The organism is Pantoea sp. OVA07A (genome assembly GCF_019969975.1).
Classification (GTDB): Bacteria; Pseudomonadota; Gammaproteobacteria; order Enterobacterales; family Enterobacteriaceae; genus Pantoea; species Pantoea agglomerans.
This window is the reverse complement of record NZ_JAHXYM010000001.1, coordinates 1,745,960-1,769,161: the sequence shown is the minus strand read 5'-3', so window position 1 is coordinate 1,769,161 and position 23,202 is coordinate 1,745,960. Positions and strand designations below refer to the sequence as shown.

Genomic DNA, 23,202 nt, shown 5'->3' with positions numbered 1-23,202 from the left:
AAAAAAGCCCCGCTTAGCGGGGCTTTTTCATCGCTGTAAATCATTACATGCTGCGGATGTAATCATCCATATCGGTTTTCAGGTTATCGGATTTAGTCCCGAAAATCGCCTGCACACCGGAACCGGCAACCACCACGCCACGGGCGCCGAGGTTTTTCAGTTCAGTCTGATCCACTTTCGCCACATCGGCGACGCTGACACGTAAACGGGTGATACAGGCATCCAGGTTGGTGATGTTCTCTTTACCACCAAACGCCGCCACCAGTTTGCCCGCCATCTCGGTACCGGTCGCGGTAGATTGCTCGCTGCTGCTGCTCTCTTCACGGCCAGGTGTTTTCAGATCCAGCTTCGCGATCAGTACACGGAATATGGTGTAGTAAACCAGACCATAGATGATACCAACAATCGGGAACAGCCAGATTTTACTGCTGTTGCCGCTCAGCACGATAAAGTCGATCAGACCGTGAGAGAAGCTGGTGCCATCACGCATCCCAAGCAGGATACAGATTGGGAATGCCAGACCCGCCAGCAGCGCATGGATCACATACAGGATTGGTGCCACGAACATGAATGAGAATTCAATCGGTTCAGTGATACCGGTCAGGAATGCGGTCAGCGCGGCGGAGATCATGATACCGCCCACTTTAGCGCGATTTTCAGGCTTCGCTGAATGCCAGATAGCAATCGCTGCCGCTGGCAGACCGTACATTTTGAACAGGAAGCCGCCAGAGAGTTTACCTGCGGTCGGGTCACCCGCCATATAGCGCGGGATATCACCGTGGAACACCTGACCTGCCGCATTGGTGTATTCACCGATCTGCATCTGGAAAGGAACGTTCCAGATGTGATGCAGACCAAATGGCACCAACGCACGTTCAATTACGCCATAAATACCAAAGGCGACAACCGGGTTTTGATAGGCTGCCCACTGCGAGAACTCCTGAATCGCGGAACCTATCGGTGGCCAGATAAAGGAGAGCAGCACGCCGAGAATGATAGCTGCCAGACCGGAAATAATCGGCACAAAACGCTTACCGGCAAAGAAGCCCAGATATTCTGGCAGCTTGATGCGGTAGAAGCGATTAAACATGTATGCGGCAATGGAGCCGGCGATAATACCGCCCAGTACCCCGGTGTCGGCGAGGTGTTTAGCCTCGATCTCCGCCGCAGGCAGATGCAGCACCAGCGGGGCAACCACCGCCATGGTTTTCACCATGATGCCATAGGCAACAACCGCTGCCAGCGCCGAAACGCCGTCATTATTGGTAAAGCCCAGCGCCACACCAATAGCGAAAATCAGCGGCATGTTGGCGAACACCGATCCGCCCGCTTCTGCCATCACATGCGAAACCACTGCAGGTAACCAGCTGAAATTGGCTGAACCGACCCCTAACAAAATACCGGCAATCGGCAGAACCGATACCGGCAGCATCAGCGATTTACCGACCTTTTGAAGGTTGGCAAAAGCATTTTTGAACATAGCGTGAAGCTCCTGAGTAAGAGTGCATATTTGCGCAGTGCGCGTGGCAAAGAGGGAGGATTCTTTGCCGGGCTGGCGGTGACCGCCTTTTGATTTATTACGAAGGGTAAAATAATTCCCGATTTGTTACTTTGACGGGTATCACGTTTCGACAATCACAAGGGCGCACTTTACGAAATTTCTTACTGATCCGCACCAGTAATCGGCGATAAAAAGCTGACCCTGTCTGAAAAAACAGGGTCATATACGCAGGTTACAGATTAATTACAGAGGCTGAAATAATAGCTGATCAGGCGCCCAGCTGGCTCATCGGGATATGAAACAGCGTTGAGAAGTTTTGGGTGGTGGTTGCTGCCAGCGTTTCTAAATCCACCCCTTTCAGGACAGCCAGATATTCGGCAACATCGCGCGTATAAGCGGGCTGATTCTCTTTACCACGGAAAGGCACCGGGGCCAGATAAGGCGAATCCGTTTCCACCAGCATCCGATCCAGCGGCACATAGCGTGCAGCTTCACGTAACTGCTCGGCATTGCGGAATGTGACGATGCCGGAAAAAGAGATGTAGAAGCCCATATCCAGCAGTTTTGCTGCGGTGGGCTGATCCTCAGTGAAGCAGTGCAGCACGCCGCCGCAACGTTCAACCTGCTCTTTACGCAGAATCGCCAGCGTATCTTCGCGGGCATCACGGGTGTGAACAATGATCGGTTTGTTCAGCGCAATACCGGTACGGATATGCTCCCGGAACGAGCGCTGCTGCTGATCTTTCGTTTCTGGCTGATAGTGATAATCCAGCCCGGTTTCACCCAGGGCCACCACCTGAGGATCGGCAGAGAGCCGACGAAACTCCTCAACATCATAGGCCTCTTCCTGATTCAGCGGATGCACACCGCAGGAGAGCGCTATATTTTTCCGTTCGCCGACCAGACTTTTAAGGGTATGAAAACCCGGCAGCGTAGTGGCGATTGCCAGCATAAATTTCACATCACGCGCCGCCGCTTTGGCGATTACATCATCCAGGTCACGATGGTTCTTTTCATAGTCCAGGCCATCAAGATGGCAATGGGAATCCACAATAAACATAATTACTCTCAGATAGGTTTAGCCGACAAGCGCGGGCTTCTGTTTGTCCGCCCAGCTCAGAAGCTGATCGGTCAGCAATAATTCGCGATTTACCGATGCCACATGCAGTAGCTGCTCGCGACAGCGCATCCAATCCTGGAGGCTGCTGTTGAGCGCGCTGGCAGAAAAGTATCCGGCCAGCAACTGCACCACATCCTGACGATCGATATTACTCAGCCACTGACCCGCATGTTGCTGCCACTTCATTGCATCCAGCAGCAAAGAGAGCAGCCAGCCGATACGCGCTGCCGCGTCGTCGGCGTTCAGCGCAGGCAGCAGTTGCAGGATGTCCTGTTGCAACGCAGCGGACAGCGCATCGCAGAGCTTCTGCCGGGCCTGCCACGGTCCGTTTTCCAGCAGGCTCAGCGCCGCACCGGGTGCACCTGCGCTCAGACGCAGAGCCGCCAGCAGCATCTGTTCGTCGTGCGAAGCGTGCTTCTTCAGCCAGAGCAGGCTTTGTCCTTCGTCCGGCGGCGTCAGATGCAGCGCCATGCAGCGGCTGCGCAGCGTGGCCAGCAGGCGCGAGGGATCGCGGCTGCTGAGGAAGAACCAGCTGTTGGCTGGCGGCTCTTCCAGCGTTTTCAGCAAGGCGTTGGCCGCCGCTTCCGAAAGCTGCGCGGCATCCGGCAGCCAGACCACTTTCGCGCCGCCCTGCTGACCAAAGTGGTACATTTTTTCCGTAACCTGCCGCACCGCATCGATGCCCAGGGTACTTTTGCCCTTCTCCGCTTCAAGCCGATACCAGTCAGGATGGGTATTTGCCTGCATCAGCTGGCAACCGTGACACTGTCCGCAACTTTTCAGGCCATCCCGCTGCTGGCACATCAGCCAGCGGCTCATCCCCCAGACCAGCGCCTCATCGCCCATACCTGCCATCGCCTGGATCAACAACGCATGGTGAGCGCGATTCTCCTGATGCTGGCCAATTACCTGGCGATAAGGCTGATTCAGCCACGGATACCAGTTCATCACGCCTGCTCCGCCAGCCAGCCATCCAGCGCCAACTGAAGTGACGCTGTCACATCGGCCAGTGATTGTGTCGCATCGATGGTGAAGATGGTGGGGTCCTCCGCTGCCAGCGCCAGATAGCGCGCGCGGGTGCGTTCAAAGAAGCGTAATGATTCCTGCTCAATGCGATCCAGCTCACCGCGCGCACGGGCGCGTTGCAGACCGATGTCGGGTGTCACATCAAGATAGAGCGTCAGATCGGGACGGAAATCACCTAACACGGTATCACGCAGCGTCTGCATCAGACCGGCGTCAAGTCCACGTCCGCCTCCCTGATAAGCCTGAGAAGAGAGATCATGACGGTCGCCGATCACCCAGGCACCGCGCGCCATCGCCGGTTTAATGACCGTTTCCACCAGCTGAACCCGCGCCGCATAGAGCATCAGCAGTTCCGCTTTATCTGTAACCTGCTCGCCCTCAATACCCTGCTTAACCAGCACCCGCAGCTGTTCTGCCAGCGGCGTTCCGCCAGGCTCACGGGTAAAGACCAGATCGTGAATGCCACGGGCACGCAGCGTAGCGACGATGGCGTCACGCGCGGTGGTTTTACCGGCGCCTTCCAGGCCTTCAATGACGATAAACTTACTGTTCATTTTTTTCCTTTAGCGTCTGCCGGTAAACCTGCACCGCCTTGTTATGGCTGGCAAGATTAGTCGTAAAGGTATGGCCGCCCTTGCCGTCCGCAACAAAGTAGAGATAGTTGGTTTTCTCGGGATGGGCCGCTGCCTGCAGAGAGGCTTTACCCGGCATGGCGATCGGACCCGGCGGCAGACCGTTAATGATATAGGTATTGTAAGCGCTGGCCGTCTCAAGATCTTTGCGGGTCAGCGTCCCGTTATAGCTGTCGCCCATGCCATAGATGACGGTGGGATCGGTCTGTAACCGCATACCGGTGCGCAGGCGATTGATAAACACCGAGGCTACGCGCGCGCGCTCTTCGCTGACGCCGGTCTCTTTCTCAATGATTGAGGCCATGGTCACCAGATCCTGCGGGGTTTTATAAGGCAGATTATCCGCCCGTCCCTGCCACACCTCAGCAATGTTTTTTTTCATCCGATCATGAGCGCGCTGTAGCAGCGCCATATCGGTGGTGTTAGCCGTGTAAAGCCAGGTATCCGGGAAGAAGTTGCCCTCCAGCTGCTCAGGCTCCACTTTTAGTGCGCTGGCAAGGGTGGCGAACTGATCATCTTTCAGGGTATGCCGGATATAAGGCGCTTTGCGCAGCTCACTCAGCCACTCTTTCAGCCGCTGGCCTTCCACGAACCGCACCGGGAACTGCGCCTCTTTACCGCTGGCCAGCAGCTGTAACAGCGAGCGCACCGTCATGGTCGGCTCAAGGCGATAGGTACCCGCCTTGAAGGTAGCCAGTTCAGGTTCCAGACGCAGCAGCGCGCCAAACCAGATACTGTGCGGAATAATCTTCTGCTCTTCCAGCTGCGCTTCAAGTGCGACCCGGCCCGTGCCGGCAGGCAGCGTGTAGATCGTTTCCTGCTGCAGGGTTAACGGGGTGGCCGCAAACCGCTTAACCTGCCAGTAACTCAGCACAGCCGCGAGACCCACGATCGCCAGCAGGCTGACGACGATTTTTTTGCTTCGAATCATGATGCATCCATTATCTTTTCACAGCTTGCGCGCAACTGATTAAACAGCGAACGCTCAGTAAACTCTACCGCTTCTATCTGTCGGACCGGCAGGACCGGCATCAGCGCATTACATATCACCACTTCATCGGCGGCCAGCAGCTGCGCCGGTTCGCTTTTTATTACCTGGCAAGCCTGGCCTTCGGTCGCAAGTTGCGCCATCAGACTTCGCCGCATAATGCCATCCACACCCGACGCTGACAGATCAGGCGTGAAAATTTGCGAGCCCTGACGCCAGAATAAATTGGCCGCACAGCATTCCACCACCCAACCTTCAGTGTCAAGCACCAGTGCCTCGTCGGCGTCTGTCTGGTCAAGATGAGCTCTGATCATCACCTGCTCCAGACGATTAAGGTGCTTGATACCGGCAAACTGTGGGTTTCGTGCCAGACGGATCGGGCTGAGTCGGAGTGACGCGCCACGCTGCTGTAAATCGGCGTAGTGTTGCGGCCAGGGTGCCAGCGAGACGACCCGCGTGGGTTCACCGCAGCCGCGCCGGCTGTAGCCCCGTCCGCCGCTGCCGCCGCTGATAATCACTTTCAGCACCGCCTGGGTTTGTTGCTGCGCGGCCTGTCGCATTTCAGTCTCAAGCTGAAGCCAGTCGACGCCATCAATCCATAATCGCTCACAGCCCTCTCTGAGGCGCTGAATGTGGCTCTCCAGCAGCACGATTTTACCCTGACGCACCGCGGCGGTAGTAAAACAGCCATCCCCAAACTGCAGGCCGCGGTCACTGGCGGCCAGCATCGATTGTTTTAACCCGTTAATCCACATGGTTCTCTCCTGAGCGTGACTCGTGATTTCAGCGCATTCTGCAGGATAAAAAAAGGCCCGCATCGCGGGCCTTTTTAGCAATCAACAACGATTACACTTTACGGAAGATCAACGAACCGTTGGTTCCGCCGAAACCGAAGGAGTTACACAGGGTGTACTCCAGACCGGGAACCTGACGCGCGGTGTGGGGCACGAAGTCGAGATCGCAGCCCTCATCCGGATTGTCGAGGTTAATGGTCGGTGGAACGGCCTGGTCGCGCAGCGCCAGAATCGAATAGATCGATTCAACCGCGCCTGCCGCACCCAGTAAGTGTCCGGTCATTGATTTGGTCGAGCTTACCATCACGCTGCTGGCTGCTGCCCCAAAGACCGATTTCACCGCCCGCGCTTCCGCTTTATCACCCGCTGGCGTGGAGGTGCCGTGCGCGTTGACATAGCCGATCTGCTCTGGCGTAAGCTGAGCATCGCGCAATGCGTTGATCATTGCCGCCGCGGCGCCTGATCCATCTTCTGGTGGTGAAGTCATGTGGTAGGCATCGCTGCTCATACCAAAACCTACGATTTCCGCGTAGATTTTCGCACCACGTTTCTTCGCATGTTCATACTCTTCGAGTACCACAATGCCAGCGCCGTCACCCAGCACAAAACCGTCACGATCTTTATCCCACGGGCGGCTGGCCGCTTGCGGGTTTTCATTACGGGTTGAGAGAGCACGTGCTGCACCAAAGCCACCGACGCCTAATGGCGTACTGGCTTTCTCTGTGCCACCCGCCAGCATCACATCAGCATCGTTATAGGCGATGATGCGTGCGGCATGACCGATGTTATGCACACCAGAGGTACAGGCTGTCGCGATAGAGATGCTTGGACCTTTCAGGCCATACATGATGCTGAGATGACCCGCCACCATGTTAACGATGGTTGAAGGCACAAAAAATGGGCTGATTTTGCGCGGGCCGCCGTTGACCAGTGAAGTATGATTCTCTTCAATCAGACCTAAACCACCGATGCCGGAGCCAATTGCTGCGCCCATACGGCTTGCATTTTCGTCGGTAACAACCAGACCACTGTCCTGCATGGCCTGCATACCGGCCACAATGCCGTACTGGATGAAGGCATCCATCTTGCGCTGATCTTTGCGCGAGATGTAGTCATCACAATTAAAATCTCTTACCAGACCTGCAAAACGTGTTGCATAAGCACTGGTATCAAAATGGTCGATCAGGGTAATGCCGCTCTGACCGGCAAGGAGAGCACTCCAGGTAGACTCTACGGTATTGCCGACAGGAGACAACATGCCAAGACCAGTCACAACTACACGACGCTTAGACACGTTCGTCCTCCAGGGAGGGGAAATAGGGAACTATGTGGGACAAACAAAAAAATCAGGCGGTCGAGCGACCGCCTGAAGATATTCATTAGCCTTTATGGCTATTGATATAGTCGATCGCTGCCTGAACGGTAGTGATTTTCTCAGCTTCTTCGTCTGGAATCTCAGTATCAAACTCTTCTTCCAGAGCCATCACCAGCTCAACGGTATCAAGAGAATCGGCACCCAGGTCTTCTACGAAAGATGCAGAGTTGGTGACTTCTTCCTCTTTCACACCCAGCTGCTCACTGATGATTTTCTTAACGCGTTGTTCGATATCGCTCATACTATTTAATTTCCTATCAAAACTCGCTTTCGCGATGGTTTTCGTAGTGTATAAAATGGTGAAAAAGATGCAACAAAATCCCGGCTGGTCGAACCACGATTTTGCGTTATTTTGCGGTTCTAACCGCAAATAAAGCAAATCATTTCGTGATTTATCAGACCATGTACATTCCGCCGTTGACGTGCAGCGTTTCACCTGTGATGTAGGCTGCTTCGTCAGAGGCTAAAAATGCCACAGCATTGGCGATTTCCTGAGCATCGCCTAAGCGACCCGCAGGAACTTCCGCCAAAATACCGGAACGTTGATCTTCGTTCAGTGCCCGCGTCATGTCAGTCTCAATAAAGCCTGGAGCCACGACGTTGACGGTAATGCCACGTGACGCGATTTCGCGCGCCAGTGATTTGCTAAAGCCAATCAAACCCGCTTTTGCTGCCGCATAGTTTGCCTGGCCCGCATTACCCATGGTTCCAACAACGGAACCAATGGTGATGATACGGCCCACGCGCTTTTTCATCATGGCACGCAGGACCGCCTTGGAAAGGCGGAATACCGATGTGAGGTTGGTATCCAGGATATCCTCCCACTCATCGTCCTTCATGCGCATGAGAAGATTATCACGCGTAATGCCTGCATTATTGACTAAAATATCCACTTCGCCAAATTCAGCACGAATATTCTCTAAAACAGTGCTGATTGAGTCAGCGTCAGTCACATTCAGTAACAGGCCTTTGCCCTTGTCGCCAAGGTAAGCACTGATGGCGTCGGCGCCACTCTGGCTGGTTGCAGTTCCTACCACTTTAGCACCGCGTGCCGCCAGTGTTTCTGCAATCGCACGACCAATGCCGCGACTCGCGCCGGTAACCAGCGCAACTTTACCTTCAAAGCTCATGATTTTCCTCTTATTCCTTACCGAGTGCAGCCGTCAGGGATGCAGTATCGTTAACGGCAGCCGCTGTCAGGCTATCGACAATACGTTTCGTCAGTCCGGTCAGGACTTTACCTGGCCCCATCTCAAGGAGCTGCGTCACGCCCTGTGCTGCCATCGCTTCCACGCTCTCGGTCCAGCGAACCGGGCTGTAGAGCTGACGGACCAGCGCATGGCGGATGGCCGCAGCATCGGTTTCAGCTTTCACATCGACGTTGTTGATCACCGGTACCGCAGGCGCGTTAAAGGTGATGCTCTCCAGCGCCACCGCCAGTTTATCGGCCGCAGGCTTCATCAGTGCGCAGTGAGAAGGAACGCTGACCGGCAGTGGCAAGGCACGCTTAGCGCCCGCTGCTTTACAGGCGGCACCCGCACGTTCAACGGCTTCTTTGTTACCCGCAATAACCACCTGGCCCGGCGAGTTAAAGTTAACCGGTGAGACAACCTGACCCTGCGCGCTCTCTTCACAGGCTTTGCGGATAGCCGCGTCATCCAGGCCAATAATCGCCTGCATCGCGCCAGTGCCTTCAGGCACCGCTTCCTGCATCAGTTTGCCGCGCAGTTCAACCAGCTTCACTGCATCCGCAAAGTTAAGCACACCCGCGCAAACCAGCGCTGAATATTCACCCAGGCTGTGACCGGCCATCAGGGCTGGCTGTTCACCGCCCTGCTGCTGCCAGACACGGTAGATTGCCACGGAGGCGGCTAACAGTGCAGGCTGAGTCTGCCAGGTTTTGTTCAGCTCTTCAGCCGGACCCTGACTTACTAATTGCCACAGATCATATCCCAGCGCGTCAGAGGCTTCACGGAAGGTCTCTTCTACCAGCGGATACGTTGCCGCTAATTCAGTCAGCATGCCCACGGTCTGTGAACCCTGACCGGGGAAAACAAATGCAAATTGCGTCATTTTTCGTTCCTGTCAATCAAAAGCGAACCAGCGCAGAACCCCAGGTGAATCCACCACCAAAGGCTTCCAGCAGAATAAGGTGTCCGGGTTTGATGCGGCCATCACGGACCGCTTCATCCAGTGCGCTTGGCACCGATGCGGCAGAGGTATTGCCATGACGATCCAGTGTGACGACCACTTTATCCATGGTCATGCCGAGTTTTTTCGCGGTGGCGCTGATAATGCGCAGGTTCGCCTGATGCGGCACCAGCCAGTCCAGCATTTCACGATCGAGATTATTGGCCTGCAGCGTTTCATCAACGATGTGAGCCAGCTCGGTGACGGCAACCTTGAAGACTTCGTTGCCTGACATGGTGACATAAGCGGGCTGATCCTGATGCGCACGATCCTGATAAGGCAGCGTCAGCAGCTGTGAATAGCGACCATCAGCATGAAGATGGGTAGAGATGATCCCCTGCTCTTCGCTCTGACCCAGCACGACCGCGCCTGCACCATCGCCAAACAGGATGATCGTGCCGCGATCTTCCGGATCAAGCGCGCGTGCCAGGACATCAGCACCAATCACCAGCGCATGTTTCACCGCGCCATTTTTGATGTATTGATCGGCCACGCTCAGTGCATAGGTGAAACCTGCACAGGCGGCAGCGAGGTCAAACGCCGCGCAGTCTTTGATTTCCAGCATTTGCTGGATCATGCAGGCAGAGCTGGGGAAGGCATGACTGGAAGAGGTTGTGGCGACAATAATCAGCCCAACATCGTTCGCTTCAATGCCTGCCATTTCAAGGGCGCGTTGCGCCGCGCTGAATCCCATGGTGGCGACGGTTTCGTCAGGCGCAGCAATACGACGCTCGCGGATGCCGGTACGGGTAACAATCCACTCGTCCGACGTCTCCACCATTTTTTCCAGATCGGCATTGGTGCGGATCTGGCTTGGCAGATAACTGCCCGTACCGATAATTTTGGTATACATCTAGGCTTTGTCACTCCTGGCTAATACAGCATCAAGGCGCGCAGCAATTCGCTCGGGAATTTGCTGCCTCACCGCCTGCTCTGCCTGTTCTATGGCCACAGCGAAGGCGTGTTGATTTGCCGCACCGTGACTCTTGATCACTGTTCCGCGCAATCCTAACAGACAAGCGCCATTGTACTGGTCAGGGTGGAGATGCCCGAAGCGCTTCGTCAGACGTTTCTGAATCCAGCGTCCCAGCAACTGAAGCCACCATGACCGTTTTTTACCTTCCCCTGATGACTTCAGCAGAGAAAGAAACATTCTTACCACGCCTTCCATAGTCTTCAGCGTGACGTTTCCGACAAAACCGTCACAGACCATCACATCCGTTTTACCGGTGAGCAGTTCGTTACCTTCAAGGTAACCAATATAGTTGATTTGCGGTGATTCTCGCAGCACTGCCGCGGCGTCGCGGATCGTTTCCAGCCCTTTGGTCTCTTCATGACCAATATTGAGCAACGCGACACGGGGCCGTGCAATACCAAGCACATGCTCAGCCATTACCGACCCCATTACGGCAAACTGCACCAGCATCGCACTGTCTGAGCCCACATTTGCGCCCAGATCCAGCACCACGGTTTTACCCTGTTGCTGGTGCGGTAAAACGGACATCAGCGCCGGACGTTTAATGCCATCCAGCGGTTTTAATAAGAGTGTCGACAGCCCCATCAGCGCACCGGTATTCCCGGCGCTGATGCAGGCCTGCGCACGTCCCTCTTTAACCATCTCCAGTGCCACACGCATTGAGCTGCCGCGACTGTTGCGGATGGCCTGAGCGGGCCGCGCATCACTTGCAATAACCGATTCGGCAGGGATGACCTGCAAACGCCCCATCAGGGAGGAATCCGCTTTGGCAAGCAATGGCATGAGAGTGTCGGGATGTCCGACCAGAAGAAGGAATAGTTCCGAATGAGAGGCCAGTGCCTGCAATGCTGCAGGCACTGTCACGCAGGGACCGAAGTCCCCGCCCATGGCATCAATCGCCAGGGTCAAACGTGTCAAGGTATCGCCTTGCTAAGCAAGAAACTTACTTAACGATAACCTTGCGACCGCGGTAGTAACCGTCCGCAGTGATGTGGTGACGCAGATGAGTTTCGCCAGAAACTTTATCTACTGACAGAGCAGCAGTGGTCAGCGCATCGTGCGAACGACGCATACCACGCTTAGAACGGGTGGGTTTATTCTGTTGTACGGCCATGGACCTTACTCCTATTACTTACGCTTTAAACTGGCTAATACGGCAAATGGATTTGGTTTCTCCACCTCTGCAGGCAGTTTACCAAAGACCATGTCCGCCTCGGACACTTCACAGTGTTCAGAATCGTGCACCGGAACGACCGGCAGCGCGAGAATAATTTCATCCTCGACAACCGCCAGCAGATCGATCTCACCAAACTCGTTGACATCGACCGGCTCGTACGCTTCCGGCAATGCCTCGGCCTGCTCTTCAGAAGAGACAGGGCTGAAGCAGTAACTCACTTTTACGTGATGAGGAAAGGTCTGGTTGCAGCGCTGGCAACGCAACGTCACTTGTACTTCAGCAGTACCCGTCAGTACTGCCAGACGTTGGTTATCAACCGCAAACGACATGGCACAATCCACATCACTGTCCACACTAACGACCGACTCGGCCACACGCTCCACCTGTACAGATGTGTAGACACCCTGATAATCAAGGCGCTTCTGAGCAGTGCGGACAGGGTCCAGCGTTAGGGGTAATTTTACCTTTTGCATAGGGCGCGCATATTAACTTTGTAATGTCATAGAGTCAAAGAAAAAGGCCGTTAAACAGCATCTTTCAACCACTATTCGCATCCAGTGCGGCGCACAGTTTAAAATGACTGTCACCAATTCGCTATCACTATTGAAAAAAAATGACGCCATCGATTCTTTTAGCTTCAACCTCGCCCTTTCGGCAGGCATTACTGCATAAACTGGGCCTGCCTTTTATTACCGCCGCGCCTGAGGTTGATGAGTCACCTCAGCCCGATGAAACCGCTGAAGTGCTGGTGACCCGTCTTGCCGTGGCTAAAGCGCAGGCGCTGGCAAAAACGTATCCCAGCCACTGGATAATCGGCTCCGACCAGGTTTGCGTGCTGGATGGCGCAATCGCCGGTAAGCCTCACACGGCTGAGAATGCGCGGGCGCAACTGCGTGCCGCCAGCGGAAAAGCCATTACCTTTTATACCGGTCTGGCGCTATTTCATCCGGCCAGTGGCACGCTGCTGCACTGCTGTGAGCCCTTTGTGGTTCATTTCCGCACGTTAACTGACGCTGAAATCAGCGGCTATGTGGAAAAGGAGCAGCCGCTTCAGTGTGCGGGCAGTTTTAAAAGTGAAGGTCTGGGGATTTGTCTGTTTGATCGGCTGGAGGGACGCGATCCCAATACGCTGGTCGGGCTGCCGTTGATCGCGCTCAATGAGATGTTGCAGCAGGCCGGCATCAATCCTTTAACGAACTGATGCCGGAGAGATTACGCTTTCAGTTGACGCAGCTTAAGCAGGCATTGCTTCAGGCCATCATCCAGTGGCGCTTCGACCCGCATCACTTCGCCGGTGCCGGGATGCGTAAAGGTCAGCGCCGCAGCATGCAGGAAAAGGCGTTTTAAACCGGTTGCCGCCAGCTGACTGTCAAACTCACGTTCTCCGTAGCGATCGTCGAAGGCAATGGGATGCCCGGCATGCAGCGTATGGACGCGAATCTGATGGGTACGACCGGTGACCGGGCTCGCTTTCACCAGCGTGGCAAACTCAAACCGCTCTTCTACTTTAAAGCGGGTTTCTGAGGCTTTGCCTTCGCTGCTGACGCGCACCACGCGCTCACCGCTTTGCAGGATGTTTTTCAGCAGCGGCGCCTGAACCACCTTCAGGTGTGACGGCCAGTTGCCGCGCACCAGGGCCAGATAATCTTTCTGCATCCCCTTTTCACGCAGTTGCTCATGAAGAGAACGCAGCGCCGAACGCTTTTTAGCGACCAGCAGAATGCCGGAGGTGTCACGATCCAGGCGATGCACCAGCTCCAGAAAGCGCGCTTCCGGTCGCAGGGCACGTAACCCTTCAATCACCCCGAAGCTGAGTCCGCTACCGCCATGCACGGCTGTGCCGGAAGGCTTATTCATCACCAGCAGCGACTCATCCTCAAACAGGATGGCATCGGCCAGTGACGCCACTTTCGCCAGTTTGGGGGAAACGGCATCTTCATCGCGTTCCGCTACCCGAACCGGCGGAATGCGCACCTCATCGCCCTCCTCCAGCTTATATTCTGGCTTGACGCGCTTTTTATTCACCCGCACCTCGCCTTTGCGAACGATGCGATAAATCATGCTTTTGGGCACACCCTTGAGCTGGGTGCGCAAAAAGTTATCAATGCGCTGTCCGGCATTTTCAGCCGTGATGGCGACAAAATGTACGCCGGGATTCTCTGTTTTCATGGCGGCGATTCTAAATAGTGTCCCCTGATAGCGCCACCCCTTTTTCTGTGCTTAACTCTGGAGTTGATGTGACGGCAGGTCGCCTCTCTGCTGGCTTTTTCAGCAAAGCGCTGTTTTGTCCGACACATTAGCGATTTAAATGTAAAGAAACTTCACAAGCTGGCTAAAGTCGCCTTGCTATATGAAGGTTAGCAATGGAATAATGCTTGAGTTTCTTACCTGAACCATTTCAGGGCAGAAAAAGAGCGAAATTGTCATTTTGCCGGATTGAGCAGACACGCAGCAATGGCGTAAGACGTAATGCGAAATCAGGCACTTAGCGGGCTGCGGGTTGCGGCCTGGACAACAGTATGGGATGCACGGGTTTTCTTTATTCTCTCAGGCATTTCCACTATCTGGTGCTGTTTTCCCTTATGAAAAACAGGCCACCGACGTTATTTGCGCCCCTCGCGCGGTCGACAGCCGTGAGGTTGACGACATTGCACTAAGTCACGGGGCCATCGGTTGATACTCGTCCAGGGTAACTATGCCCGCAGCTGTAATCACTCATGAAAGAATAACGAGTAAGTCACGATGAAAAGAATGTTAATAAACGCAACTCAGCAGGAGGAGTTGCGCGTTGCCCTGGTTGACGGTCAGCGTCTGTACGATCTGGATATTGAAAGTCCTGGACACGAGCAGAAAAAAGCCAACATTTACAAAGGTAAAATCACTCGCATTGAACCCAGCCTTGAAGCTGCGTTTGTCGATTACGGCGCAGAGCGTCACGGTTTCCTCCCGTTAAAAGAAATCTCCCGCGAATACTTCCCCTCCAGCTACAACGCGCATGGTCGTCCGAATATTAAAGACGTGCTGCGTGAAGGTCAGGAAGTCATTGTTCAGATCGATAAAGAAGAACGCGGCAATAAAGGCGCTGCGCTGACCACCTTTATCTCTCTGGCGGGCAGCTATCTGGTACTGATGCCGAATAACCCACGTGCAGGCGGTATCTCTCGCCGCATCGAAGGTGACGATCGTACCGAGCTGAAAGAAGCCCTGTCGGCGCTGGAACTGCCGGAAGGCATGGGCCTGATTGTCCGTACTGCGGGCGTCGGTAAATCAGCCGAATCGCTACAGTGGGATTTAAGCTTCCGTCTTAAACACTGGGAAGCGATCAAGAAAGCCGCTGAAAACCGCCCTGCTCCGTTCCTGATCCATCAGGAAAGTAACGTGATTGTGCGTGCCTTCCGCGACTATCTGCGTCAGGACATCGGTGAAATCCTTATCGATAACCCGAAAGTACTGGAACTGGCGCGTCAGCATATCGCTGCGCTGGGCCGTCCGGACTTCAGCAGCAAAATTAAGCTCTACACCGGTGAAATCCCGCTGTTCAGCCACTATCAGATCGAATCGCAAATCGAATCCGCTTTCCAGCGTGAAGTCCGCCTGCCTTCCGGTGGCTCGATTGTGATCGACAGTACCGAAGCGCTGACCGCTATCGATATCAACTCAGCACGTGCAACGCGCGGCGGTGATATCGAAGAGACGGCGTTCAACACCAACCTTGAAGCGGCCGATGAGATTGCTCGTCAGCTGCGTCTGCGTGACCTGGGCGGCCTGATCGTTATCGATTACATTGATATGACGCCGGTACGCCATCAGCGCGCGGTTGAGAATCGTCTGCGTGAAGCTGTCCGTCAGGACCGCGCCCGCATTCAGATCAGCCACATTTCACGTTTCGGCCTGCTGGAGATGTCCCGTCAGCGTCTGAGCCCGTCATTAGGTGAATCCAGTCATCACGTCTGCCCACGCTGTAGCGGCACCGGCACCATCCGTGATAACGAGTCACTGGCGCTGTCGATCCTGCGTCTGATTGAAGAAGAAGCGCTGAAAGACAACACCAAAGAAGTTCACGCCATTGTTCCGGTTCAGGTGGCCTCTTACCTGCTGAATGAAAAACGTGAAGCGGTTAACGCTATTGAAACACGCCAGGGTGGCGTGCGGGCTATCATCGTTCCTGATGACAAGATGCAAACCCCACACTACTCCGTGCTGCGCGTGCGCAAAGGCGAAGAGACGCAGACACTGAGCTATCATCTGCCGAAGCTGCATGAAGCCGAAATGGCGATGCCGTCGGAAGAGGAACATGCTGAACGTCGTCGTCCTGAGCAGCCTGCTCTGGCCGCGTTTGTGATGCCTGATGCGCCTCCGGCACCGGTAGAAGTTGAGCCAGAAGCGCAGCGCGCTGAAGCCCAGCCAGCCGCAAAAGCAGCACCTGCTGTGGCTGCGCCTGCTACCGTCAGCACCGGCTTCTTTGGCCGTCTGCTTGGTGGCCTGAAAAAAATGTTCGCAGGCGAAGAAGCCCCTGCCGCCGCACCCGTGGCCACTGAGGTTGCAGAACCGCAGAAAGCGCCTGAAAGCGAGCAGGAAAACGGCAACGGCCGTGGCGAGCGCCGCAACAACAATAACAACCGTCGTAACAATAATCGTCGTGAGCGTACGCCGCGCAACGGAGATAACGCGCAGTCGCGTGAAGGCCGTGAACCACGCGAAAACCGTGAGCCTCGTGAAAACCGCGAACCTCGTGAAAGTCGTGAACCGCGCGAAAGTCGCGAGCCACGTGAAAATCGCGAGCCGCGCGAGGGTAATGATAATCGCCGTAACAAGCGTCAGTCCCAGGCTGGTGAAGTGCGTGAAGAGCGTCCGGCACTGAGCGAAGAAGCGCGCCAGCAGCGTGATGAGCAGCAGCAACAGCGCCGTGAACAGCGTGCTGAGCGTCAGCGTCGTCGTCAGGAAGAGAAACGCGCCGGTGAAGAAGCCGCCAAAGTGGCTGAGCAGCCGGTAGTGGTAGCCGACGTTCCGGACGTGACCGAGCCGCAGGATGATGAGCGCGTACAGGTTATGCCGCGTCGCAAGCCGCGTCAGCTGAACCAGAAGGTGCGTGTTGATGATAACCGTCCACCTATGCCAGCCGAAGCCAGCGACTTTGCCCAGCCAGCTGAAGTGCGTCAGCCTCAGCAGACAGACGTGGCTCAGCCGCAGCCTGAGTTCCAGGCAGCGCAGGGTGAAGAGCAGGATGACAACGACAATCGTGATAACGCCAATATGCCGCGTCGTTCACGTCGTTCGCCTCGTCATCTGCGCGTCAGCGGACAGCGTCGTCGTCGTTACCGTGATGAGCGTTATCCGACTCAGTCAGCAATGCCGCTGGCCGCTGCAGCTGCATCACCAGAGATGGCATCCGGTAAAGTCTGGATCCGTTACCCGGTGAGCCAGGCCAGCGAAGAGCAGGTTCAGAATGTGACTCACGAGACGCCAGCGTACAACCGCGAAGAGACAGCAGACGCCGCCAGTGCACTGCCCATTGCTGCCGCTGTTGAATCTGTTGCTCAGGAAGCACCAGTGCAACAGGCCGAGCCGCAGGCAGAAACGCCAGTGCCGGTCGTGAACACTGACGATACCCGTGCTATCGACGCGCCGGTTGACGAGCAGCCTTCCGTTGTTCCGGCGGCAGATGAAGCAAAAGCGGAAGCGGTAGCAGCCGAAGCCGTGCCTGCTGAGCCTGTCACCGAAGCGCCGGTTGTGACACCTGCGGTTGAGACTGCACAGCCTGCAGCGGTTGCAGAAGAAGCACAGCCTGTGGAGGTTGCTGAGCAATCGGCTACCGACGTCAGCGAAGCGATCGCAGCAGAAGTTGAAGAAGTTCTGAATGCGCCAGTCGCTGCTGAAGCTGAAACAGCGCCAGTTCGTGAACCTCATGCTCCGGTGGCCGCACGCGATGTCGCCCCTGCAGCACCGGTGACTGCGGCCGAACCTGTTGCATCAGTGCCTGCAACGGCATCCGAGCCTGCAACTGCCTCAGTGCCGAATGACGGTACGCGCTGGAAGCATTTTGCCTCTGCGCCGATGACTAAAGCGCCTGCGCCAGTCTGGCAGTCAGAACCGGCACCGCACAGTGACTGGGTGCGTGCACCGTATGAGTTCGACGGTCGCGGTTCTGCGGGTGGTCATAGCGCCACACATCATGCCACAGCCCCGGCGACCAAGCCGTAACGCATAAGCTGTTGTGAACTAAACCCCGGCCTGCAAGCCGGGGTTTTTTTATGCCTGCGATTCTGCCCGCCAGCGGACAGAGGATAATTAACCTCCCCTCCTCGTTTATCAGGAATCAGGAAAGTGCGTGTGTGCGTGAAAGCGTGAAAGCGTGAAAGCGTGAAAGCGTGAAAGCGTGAAAGCGTGAAAGCGTGAAAGCGTGAAAGCGTGAAAGCGTGAAAGCGTGAAAGCAAGACTGACATGCGAGCTGACTGTCGCTGTAAATCAACCCGGTTTAATTTCTATGGTTCCCGCCACCGGCTAAATCGCAGGCAAAAAAATCCCACCCTCCTTTAGCGGGAGGGTGGGAAAAAGTAAGCGCATCCGGTTAAAGTACGCTCAAAATTTCAGGTCAGACTACGAATTCATCTGGAACAGCGACATCTTAGACATGTCGGTAAAGGTCTTATAGGACGCCTGTAGTGCCGTCTGCTGCATGGTGTAGTTAGAAGCTGCTTCGGTTAAATCCACGTTAACCAGGTCACTCATCTGCGAGCTGTAAATCACACTACGGTCATCGCCCTGGGCATTCAGCGTATCGATCTCTGAAAGCTGGGTACCAATCTCAGAACGCACGGTTAAGACATTATTCAGCGAGTTACCCAGGCCACGGTTGGTTTTATCCATCGCCGCCTGGAAGGTCTGTTTGGTTGCGGCGTCAGCATCATCCTGCGGCACTTTCAGTGCAGCAATGGCGCTATCCAGCATCTTAAACACATTCGTTTCGCTGGCACTGCCATCCGGCTCTTTGGTGGCATTGCCAGAGATCGCCATAAAGATATTGTCACCGGTATGGCCCACGGTCATGGTACGGCTGGTATCGACCTTCTGAGTGATCGCCTCAGTGCCGCCTGCATAGCCGACGCCGGTGCCTGCCGCATCCACAAATGGCGCACTGTCAGTTTTATAACCGGCAAAAATATAGCGGCCATTGGCATCCTGGCTGTTTGCCTGGTTCAGCAACTGGGCACGGATACCCTCCAGCTGGGTAGCAATCGAACCACGGTCATCGTCGCTCAGCGTACCGGTTGAACCGTTGACGATCAGCCCTTGGGCAGCAATGATCCCATCGGTGACGCCTTTCAGCGTATTCTCTTCCAGTGAGAGACCCTGCTCGGCAAAGGTACGCGCCAGCGCATACTGCTTGCCCTGCTGCTGGGTTTGTGACAACACGACAGCACGAGACGCGGCAATCGGATCGTCCGAAGGATTATTCACACGGCGGCCGCTGGAGAGCTCCTGGCCTGATTTCAGCCAGGAGGCCTGTGAGTCAGTGATGCCACGCACCTGCTGCTCAAAAATCATATTTGTACTGATTCGCATGTTATCTCCTGCCCTTAGCGAATATTGATCAATGCATTAAACACGGTGCTGGCAGTCTGCAGCACCTGCGCATTGGCCATGTAATATTGCTGATATTTGGTCAGGTTGGCGTACTCCTCATCGAGGTTTACCCCAGAGACCGATTGCTGGCGCTGGGTCAGCTGACTGACCACGCTTTTCTGAGTGGTGCTGGTGGTTTCCAGTGAACTGGTTTTGTTACCCACACTACTGACGATGGTGGCGTAGGCCTGAGACAGCGTGGCGTTGCCGCCGACCAGTTTCACATCCTGCAGATTCAGCAGTTTTTGCGCATTACGGTTATCACTCTCACCGCCGACAGCACCCGCGGCGGCCACCTGCGATTCACTGGTGATCGCGACTGACATATCGTTGATGGCGTTCTGGACCGGCTTCACCAGGAAACTGTCTTTGGCAGCAGGTGCAGGCGTGCCGGCGACGGTCAGTTTCAGGCCGTCAAAGCTCAGCGTGGTGTTGCCACTGGCATCAGTACCTGGCGTGATGGTAACGGCCGTACTGTCTGAGGCGCGGGTTGCGGTCCAGTTATTGCCGTCATAACTCACGGTGTAATTGGATGCTTTCAGTGCACTGGTATCGGTCCACTCAGCGGTGACGGACGCGGCGGTGCTGTTTTTACTGTTGCCCACCACGATCGGGCTGCCGATATTAAAGAAATCGACGCCCTGATTGCCTTTGCTATCAAATCCCTGCTTGTGAACATCGTTGAAGCTGGTGGTAAACGCCGCCGCTAACTGACCCAGCTGGTTCTGTGCCAGATCCAGATCCTGAGTACGGAACGCCAGCAGACCGCCCAGCGAACCGGTGGTGATCAGCTTCTCCGGGATCTCGACGTTGCCCGCCTGCTTATCGACATAGCCGATGGTAGTGCGTGTTGGATCGCTGCTGGAAGGCATCGCCACCAGATCGTGAGATTTGTCGCCGTTCACCAGCGTCAGGCCATTGGCCATCGCAACCGTGTAGCCGCCATCCTGCTGCGATACCGTCACACCAACCACGTTATTCAGGGTATTCACCAGCTGATCGCGCTTATCGAGCAGGTCGTTAGGTGCGGCACCGTTTGCCGTGCTCAGTTTGCCAATCTGTTTGTTCAGATCGGCAATCTGGCTGGTGAGGGTATTGACCTGCTTGATGCTGGAATCGACATCGGCATTGACGCTGTTCTGCATATTGTTCAGGTATTGCGCTGACGTCTGGAACTGGCTGACCAGCCCCTGCGCATTGCTGAGCATCGATTGACGCGCCGACGGATCGTTGGCGTTGCTGACCACGTTCTGCAGGTTAGTAAAGAAGCCCTGCAGCGAGGTCGACAGGCTGGTAGTCGAGGTCGACAGCAGATCGTCAATGTTAGAAATCTGGCTGTGCTGGGTGCTTACCGCGCTGTAGTTCGCGCTGGAACCGCGCAGCTGCGTAGCAATAAACGCATCATATTCACGTTGTACACCGGTGATATTCACGCCGTTACCATAATAGCTATTGCCCTGCAGGGTACTGTTCGCCTGCGCCAGTACCGTGGTCTGACGTGAATAGCCCGCCACGGTGTAATTGGAAATGTTGTTACTCGTGGTGCTCAGAGCGGCCTGCGCGGCACTCAATCCGCTCATCGCGGAGTTAATTATGCTGGACATCTCGGTTCCTTACGTTCCCCGTCAACCGGGCTGGCAGACATCAAAGTGGGCGCCAGCAGGCGAAAACGCTTCTGGCTATAGGGATGTTATCGGCTTGCTAAAGTGAAACTTGAGGCGCAATGATCAGAACAGGTCGCCCATATCCTGACTGTAAGCTTTGACGACTTTGTCGCCCATACTTTTGAATTGCTGAATCATTCCCACCAGCTTTTGCGCATATTTTGGATCGGTGGCATAACCGGCCGCCTGTAAGGCCTGCGCACCCTGCTCTGCGCTTGAGGCGTTCGTCACCGCCGCATAGCGTGGGTTTTTGGTCAGGAGTTTGACGTAGTCGGTCAGCGCCTCGAAATAGGAGTTATAGACGCGGAAGCTGGCACGCACTTTCTTCGCTTCGCCCTGCTCATATTCGGTGGTCATGATATCGGTGGTGTCACCTTTCCAGTCGCCGCTGGCTTTAATCCCGAACACGTTGTAGCTCGGTTTGCCGTCGCGGGTCAGGATCTGACGCTGGCCCCAGCCCGACTCCAGCGCAGCCTGCGCCAGAATCAGGTGATGAGGAATGCCACTCTGCTGGCTGGCAGCCTGCGCCGGTTGCGTCAACTGGGCGATAAACTCGCGGCTGTCACTGGGCAGACCCGTCGGTGAAGCGACCGGCGGCAGACGCGGCATTGCCTTACGCACAATCTGCTCCAGCTGCTGCGTGGGCAGTGGTGTTGCCCCGCTGGTGCTGAGAATAAAGCTGTTATCCAGCTTCATCGGCACCGTACCGGCTTTTTCATCCGGCGCGGTGGCGGGCTGCATCTGTTTGACGATGGTTTCCGCCAGGCCCAGGCCGCGCTTCCCCATCTCCTGTGCAATCTGCTGATCATACATAGAGGTAAAGAGTTTGGTCTGCTCGTTGCCCATAATGCCGTCCTGCGGCAACGCCTCGCGCATACTCTTCAGCATCATCTGTACAAACATCCCTTCGACCTGACGCGCCACCTGCAACGCTTGTCCTTTCGGATCGTTGCTGGCCTGGCGTTTCAGTTCATTCAGGGAACGGCTGTCGAAAGCCGAACTCGTCAGAGATTGCATATCAGCCATCAGATAATTTCCAGTTTGGCACGCAGACAGCCGGCACTCTGCATCGACTGCAGAATTGACATCAGTTCGATAGGTGACGCACCCAGCGCATTCAGCGCACGCACCACGTTGTTCAGGTTGGCGCTGGCGTTGACGCGTTGCAGCGCACCGCCGGTCTGGCGCAGATCGATCTGAGTCTGCGTCGTCGCCACCGTCTGACCACCGGCCAGTGGAGTATCAGGCTGACTGACGTTCTGCTGCTGGTTAACCGTCACCGACAGGTTGCCCTGCGCCACCGCACACTGATTCAGCGTCACTTCACGGTTCATTACCACCGAACCGGTACGGGAGTTGATGATGACTTTGGCATCTTCAACCGGGATCGACACATTAATGTTCTGGATCTCAGCCAGCAGACGTACCTGCGCACCATTATTAGGCGATACGCGGATCTGCACGGTACGGGCATCCAGCGGCTGCGCTGCGCCGTAACCGCCACGGGCGTTAATGGCATCAGCAATTCGCTGCGCCATTGAGAAATCTTCGCTGTTAAGCTGCAGGTTAATGGTGTTCTGCGTACCAAAGTTGCTCTGCAGTTCACGCTCAACGGTTGCACCGCCGGTGATACGGCCACCGTTCAGCTGGTTAACCTGAACACTGCTGCCGCCCGCTGACGCACCCGCGCCACCGACCAGGATATTACCCTGCGCCAGCGCATAAACCTGGTTATCGACCCCTTTCATCGGCGTCATTAACAGCGTGCCGCCGCGCAGGCTTTTGGCGTTACCCAGCGACGAGACCACCACATCCAGGTTCTGTCCCTGACGGGCAAACGAGGGCAGTTTAGCGGTGACCATGACGGCCGCCACGTTCTTCAGCTGCATGTTGGTTCCGGTGGGAACGGTAATACCAAGCTGCGACAGCATGTTGCTCACTGTCTGGGTAGTAAATGGCGTCTGGGTGGTCTGGTCACCGGTGCCATCCAGGCCCACGACCAGGCCGTAGCCCAGCAGCTGGTTATCACGAACGCCCTGTACCGTGGTTAAATCACGAATCAAATCGGCTTTTGCCAGCAGGCTGACGCCCAGCAGCAGCGCCAGCCCGGCGCGTAACAGCGTTAACTTTTTCATT

The 23,202-nt window shown here is 55.6% G+C and carries 21 protein-coding genes; 2 read left to right on the top strand and 19 right to left on the bottom strand.

The window, feature by feature from the left end:
• Positions 1 to 43: 43 nt before the first annotated feature.
• The 14 genes from ptsG to yceD form a co-directional block, all read right to left on the bottom strand.
• Positions 44 to 1,480 carry a PTS glucose transporter subunit IIBC gene (ptsG, locus tag LC417_RS08510; RefSeq protein ID WP_010669858.1) on the bottom strand — a complete coding sequence of 479 codons (1,437 nt, stop codon included), beginning with the start codon at positions 1,478 to 1,480 and terminating at the stop codon, positions 44 to 46.
• A gap of 289 nt (positions 1,481 to 1,769) precedes the next feature.
• A complete protein-coding gene (locus tag LC417_RS08505) occupies positions 1,770 to 2,561 on the bottom strand; it encodes a metal-dependent hydrolase (RefSeq protein WP_223565703.1) in 792 nt (263 codons plus the stop codon).
• An 18-nt stretch (positions 2,562 to 2,579) separates the two neighbouring features.
• Complete coding sequence (gene holB, locus LC417_RS08500; protein ID WP_062757401.1) at positions 2,580 to 3,569, bottom strand: DNA polymerase III subunit delta'; 990 nt, start codon at positions 3,567 to 3,569, stop codon at positions 2,580 to 2,582.
• The gene (tmk, locus tag LC417_RS08495; RefSeq protein WP_223565702.1) at positions 3,569 to 4,201 is read right to left on the bottom strand and encodes a dTMP kinase; all 633 of its coding nucleotides are present in this window, start codon (positions 4,199 to 4,201) and stop codon (positions 3,569 to 3,571) included. Before tmk ends, holB begins: the two co-directional genes overlap by 1 nt.
• Positions 4,191 to 5,210, bottom strand: coding sequence for a cell division protein YceG (gene yceG / locus LC417_RS08490; protein ID WP_050680208.1), 1,020 nt, complete (start codon positions 5,208 to 5,210; stop codon positions 4,191 to 4,193). The genes tmk and yceG overlap by 11 nt, the downstream gene beginning before the upstream one ends.
• Complete coding sequence (gene pabC, locus LC417_RS08485; protein WP_223565701.1) at positions 5,207 to 6,022, bottom strand: aminodeoxychorismate lyase; 816 nt, start codon at positions 6,020 to 6,022, stop codon at positions 5,207 to 5,209. The genes yceG and pabC overlap by 4 nt, the downstream gene beginning before the upstream one ends.
• Positions 6,023 to 6,113: 91 nt before the next feature.
• Positions 6,114 to 7,355, bottom strand: coding sequence for a beta-ketoacyl-ACP synthase II (gene fabF / locus LC417_RS08480; RefSeq protein ID WP_022625869.1), 1,242 nt, complete (start codon positions 7,353 to 7,355; stop codon positions 6,114 to 6,116).
• Between the two features lie 85 nt (positions 7,356 to 7,440).
• Positions 7,441 to 7,677 carry an acyl carrier protein gene (gene acpP, locus LC417_RS08475; RefSeq protein WP_003849865.1) on the bottom strand — a complete coding sequence of 79 codons (237 nt, stop codon included), beginning with the start codon at positions 7,675 to 7,677 and terminating at the stop codon, positions 7,441 to 7,443.
• A 154-nt stretch (positions 7,678 to 7,831) separates the two neighbouring features.
• Positions 7,832 to 8,566, bottom strand: coding sequence for a 3-oxoacyl-ACP reductase FabG (gene fabG / locus LC417_RS08470; protein ID WP_010246337.1), 735 nt, complete (start codon positions 8,564 to 8,566; stop codon positions 7,832 to 7,834).
• A gap of 10 nt (positions 8,567 to 8,576) precedes the next feature.
• Complete coding sequence (gene fabD / locus LC417_RS08465) at positions 8,577 to 9,509, bottom strand: ACP S-malonyltransferase (protein WP_010669852.1); 933 nt, start codon at positions 9,507 to 9,509, stop codon at positions 8,577 to 8,579.
• 16 nt (positions 9,510 to 9,525) lie between these two features.
• Positions 9,526 to 10,479 carry a beta-ketoacyl-ACP synthase III gene (locus LC417_RS08460; RefSeq protein WP_010246341.1) on the bottom strand — a complete coding sequence of 318 codons (954 nt, stop codon included), beginning with the start codon at positions 10,477 to 10,479 and terminating at the stop codon, positions 9,526 to 9,528.
• A complete protein-coding gene (plsX, locus tag LC417_RS08455; protein ID WP_022625870.1) occupies positions 10,480 to 11,520 on the bottom strand; it encodes a phosphate acyltransferase PlsX in 1,041 nt (346 codons plus the stop codon).
• 25 nt (positions 11,521 to 11,545) lie between these two features.
• On the bottom strand, positions 11,546 to 11,716 hold the full coding sequence (rpmF, locus tag LC417_RS08450; protein ID WP_003849870.1) for a 50S ribosomal protein L32: 171 nt from the start codon (positions 11,714 to 11,716) through the stop codon (positions 11,546 to 11,548).
• A gap of 14 nt (positions 11,717 to 11,730) precedes the next feature.
• Entirely contained in the window at positions 11,731 to 12,252 is a 522-nt protein-coding gene (gene yceD, locus LC417_RS08445; RefSeq protein ID WP_010246346.1) for a 23S rRNA accumulation protein YceD, read from the bottom strand.
• Between the two features lie 140 nt (positions 12,253 to 12,392).
• Here yceD and LC417_RS08440 point away from each other — a divergent pair, with 140 nt between their 5' ends.
• Positions 12,393 to 12,980, top strand: a complete 588-nt coding sequence (locus tag LC417_RS08440; protein ID WP_052270907.1) for a nucleoside triphosphate pyrophosphatase — start codon at positions 12,393 to 12,395, stop codon at positions 12,978 to 12,980.
• A gap of 11 nt (positions 12,981 to 12,991) precedes the next feature.
• Here LC417_RS08440 and rluC read toward each other — a convergent pair whose 3' ends face one another.
• Positions 12,992 to 13,948 (bottom strand): 23S rRNA pseudouridine(955/2504/2580) synthase RluC, encoded by a 957-nt coding sequence (gene rluC / locus LC417_RS08435; RefSeq protein ID WP_010246350.1) that lies wholly within the window; start codon positions 13,946 to 13,948, stop codon positions 12,992 to 12,994.
• 573 nt (positions 13,949 to 14,521) lie between these two features.
• Here rluC and rne point away from each other — a divergent pair.
• A complete protein-coding gene (gene rne, locus LC417_RS08430) occupies positions 14,522 to 17,980 on the top strand; it encodes a ribonuclease E (RefSeq protein ID WP_223565700.1) in 3,459 nt (1,152 codons plus the stop codon).
• Between the two features lie 396 nt (positions 17,981 to 18,376).
• On the opposite strand, the gene flgL is transcribed toward rne, so the two are convergent.
• The 4 genes from flgL to LC417_RS08410 all read right to left on the bottom strand — a co-directional run bounded on the left by flgL (position 18,377) and on the right by LC417_RS08410 (position 23,201).
• Entirely contained in the window at positions 18,377 to 19,342 is a 966-nt protein-coding gene (gene flgL, locus LC417_RS08425; RefSeq protein ID WP_033766930.1) for a flagellar hook-associated protein FlgL, read from the bottom strand.
• Between the two features lie 14 nt (positions 19,343 to 19,356).
• Positions 19,357 to 21,006: a flagellar hook-associated protein FlgK gene (flgK, locus tag LC417_RS08420; protein WP_010246355.1), complete on the bottom strand. Its 1,650-nt coding sequence runs from the start codon at positions 21,004 to 21,006 to the stop codon at positions 19,357 to 19,359.
• A 123-nt stretch (positions 21,007 to 21,129) separates the two neighbouring features.
• Complete coding sequence (gene flgJ / locus LC417_RS08415) at positions 21,130 to 22,092, bottom strand: flagellar assembly peptidoglycan hydrolase FlgJ (RefSeq protein ID WP_111533670.1); 963 nt, start codon at positions 22,090 to 22,092, stop codon at positions 21,130 to 21,132.
• Positions 22,092 to 23,201: a flagellar basal body P-ring protein FlgI gene (locus tag LC417_RS08410; RefSeq protein ID WP_010669845.1), complete on the bottom strand. Its 1,110-nt coding sequence runs from the start codon at positions 23,199 to 23,201 to the stop codon at positions 22,092 to 22,094. Before LC417_RS08410 ends, flgJ begins: the two co-directional genes overlap by 1 nt.
• Position 23,202 lies beyond the last annotated feature (1 nt).

What these genes read in the sequence shown, in the direction of transcription:
- LC417_RS08505 (WP_223565703.1), bottom strand. Translation starts at nt 2,561, where the DNA reads ATGTTTATTGTGGATTCCCATTGCCATCTTGATGGCCTGGACTATGAA.
- ptsG (WP_010669858.1), bottom strand. Translation starts at nt 1,480, where the DNA reads ATGTTCAAAAATGCTTTTGCCAACCTTCAAAAGGTCGGTAAATCGCTG.
- LC417_RS08460 (WP_010246341.1), bottom strand. Translation starts at nt 10,479, where the DNA reads ATGTATACCAAAATTATCGGTACGGGCAGTTATCTGCCAAGCCAGATC.
- LC417_RS08440 (WP_052270907.1), top strand. Translation starts at nt 12,393, where the DNA reads ATGACGCCATCGATTCTTTTAGCTTCAACCTCGCCCTTTCGGCAGGCA.
- pabC (WP_223565701.1), bottom strand. Translation starts at nt 6,022, where the DNA reads ATGTGGATTAACGGGTTAAAACAATCGATGCTGGCCGCCAGTGACCGC.
- fabG (WP_010246337.1), bottom strand. Translation starts at nt 8,566, where the DNA reads ATGAGCTTTGAAGGTAAAGTTGCGCTGGTTACCGGCGCGAGTCGCGGC.
- flgK (WP_010246355.1), bottom strand. Translation starts at nt 21,006, where the DNA reads ATGTCCAGCATAATTAACTCCGCGATGAGCGGATTGAGTGCCGCGCAG.
- rne (WP_223565700.1), top strand. Translation starts at nt 14,522, where the DNA reads ATGAAAAGAATGTTAATAAACGCAACTCAGCAGGAGGAGTTGCGCGTT.
- rluC (WP_010246350.1), bottom strand. Translation starts at nt 13,948, where the DNA reads ATGAAAACAGAGAATCCCGGCGTACATTTTGTCGCCATCACGGCTGAA.
- LC417_RS08410 (WP_010669845.1), bottom strand. Translation starts at nt 23,201, where the DNA reads ATGAAAAAGTTAACGCTGTTACGCGCCGGGCTGGCGCTGCTGCTGGGC.
- yceG (WP_050680208.1), bottom strand. Translation starts at nt 5,210, where the DNA reads ATGATTCGAAGCAAAAAAATCGTCGTCAGCCTGCTGGCGATCGTGGGT.
- acpP (WP_003849865.1), bottom strand. Translation starts at nt 7,677, where the DNA reads ATGAGCGATATCGAACAACGCGTTAAGAAAATCATCAGTGAGCAGCTG.
- flgL (WP_033766930.1), bottom strand. Translation starts at nt 19,342, where the DNA reads ATGCGAATCAGTACAAATATGATTTTTGAGCAGCAGGTGCGTGGCATC.
- rpmF (WP_003849870.1), bottom strand. Translation starts at nt 11,716, where the DNA reads ATGGCCGTACAACAGAATAAACCCACCCGTTCTAAGCGTGGTATGCGT.
- flgJ (WP_111533670.1), bottom strand. Translation starts at nt 22,092, where the DNA reads ATGGCTGATATGCAATCTCTGACGAGTTCGGCTTTCGACAGCCGTTCC.
- yceD (WP_010246346.1), bottom strand. Translation starts at nt 12,252, where the DNA reads ATGCAAAAGGTAAAATTACCCCTAACGCTGGACCCTGTCCGCACTGCT.
- fabD (WP_010669852.1), bottom strand. Translation starts at nt 9,509, where the DNA reads ATGACGCAATTTGCATTTGTTTTCCCCGGTCAGGGTTCACAGACCGTG.
- holB (WP_062757401.1), bottom strand. Translation starts at nt 3,569, where the DNA reads ATGAACTGGTATCCGTGGCTGAATCAGCCTTATCGCCAGGTAATTGGC.
- tmk (WP_223565702.1), bottom strand. Translation starts at nt 4,201, where the DNA reads ATGAACAGTAAGTTTATCGTCATTGAAGGCCTGGAAGGCGCCGGTAAA.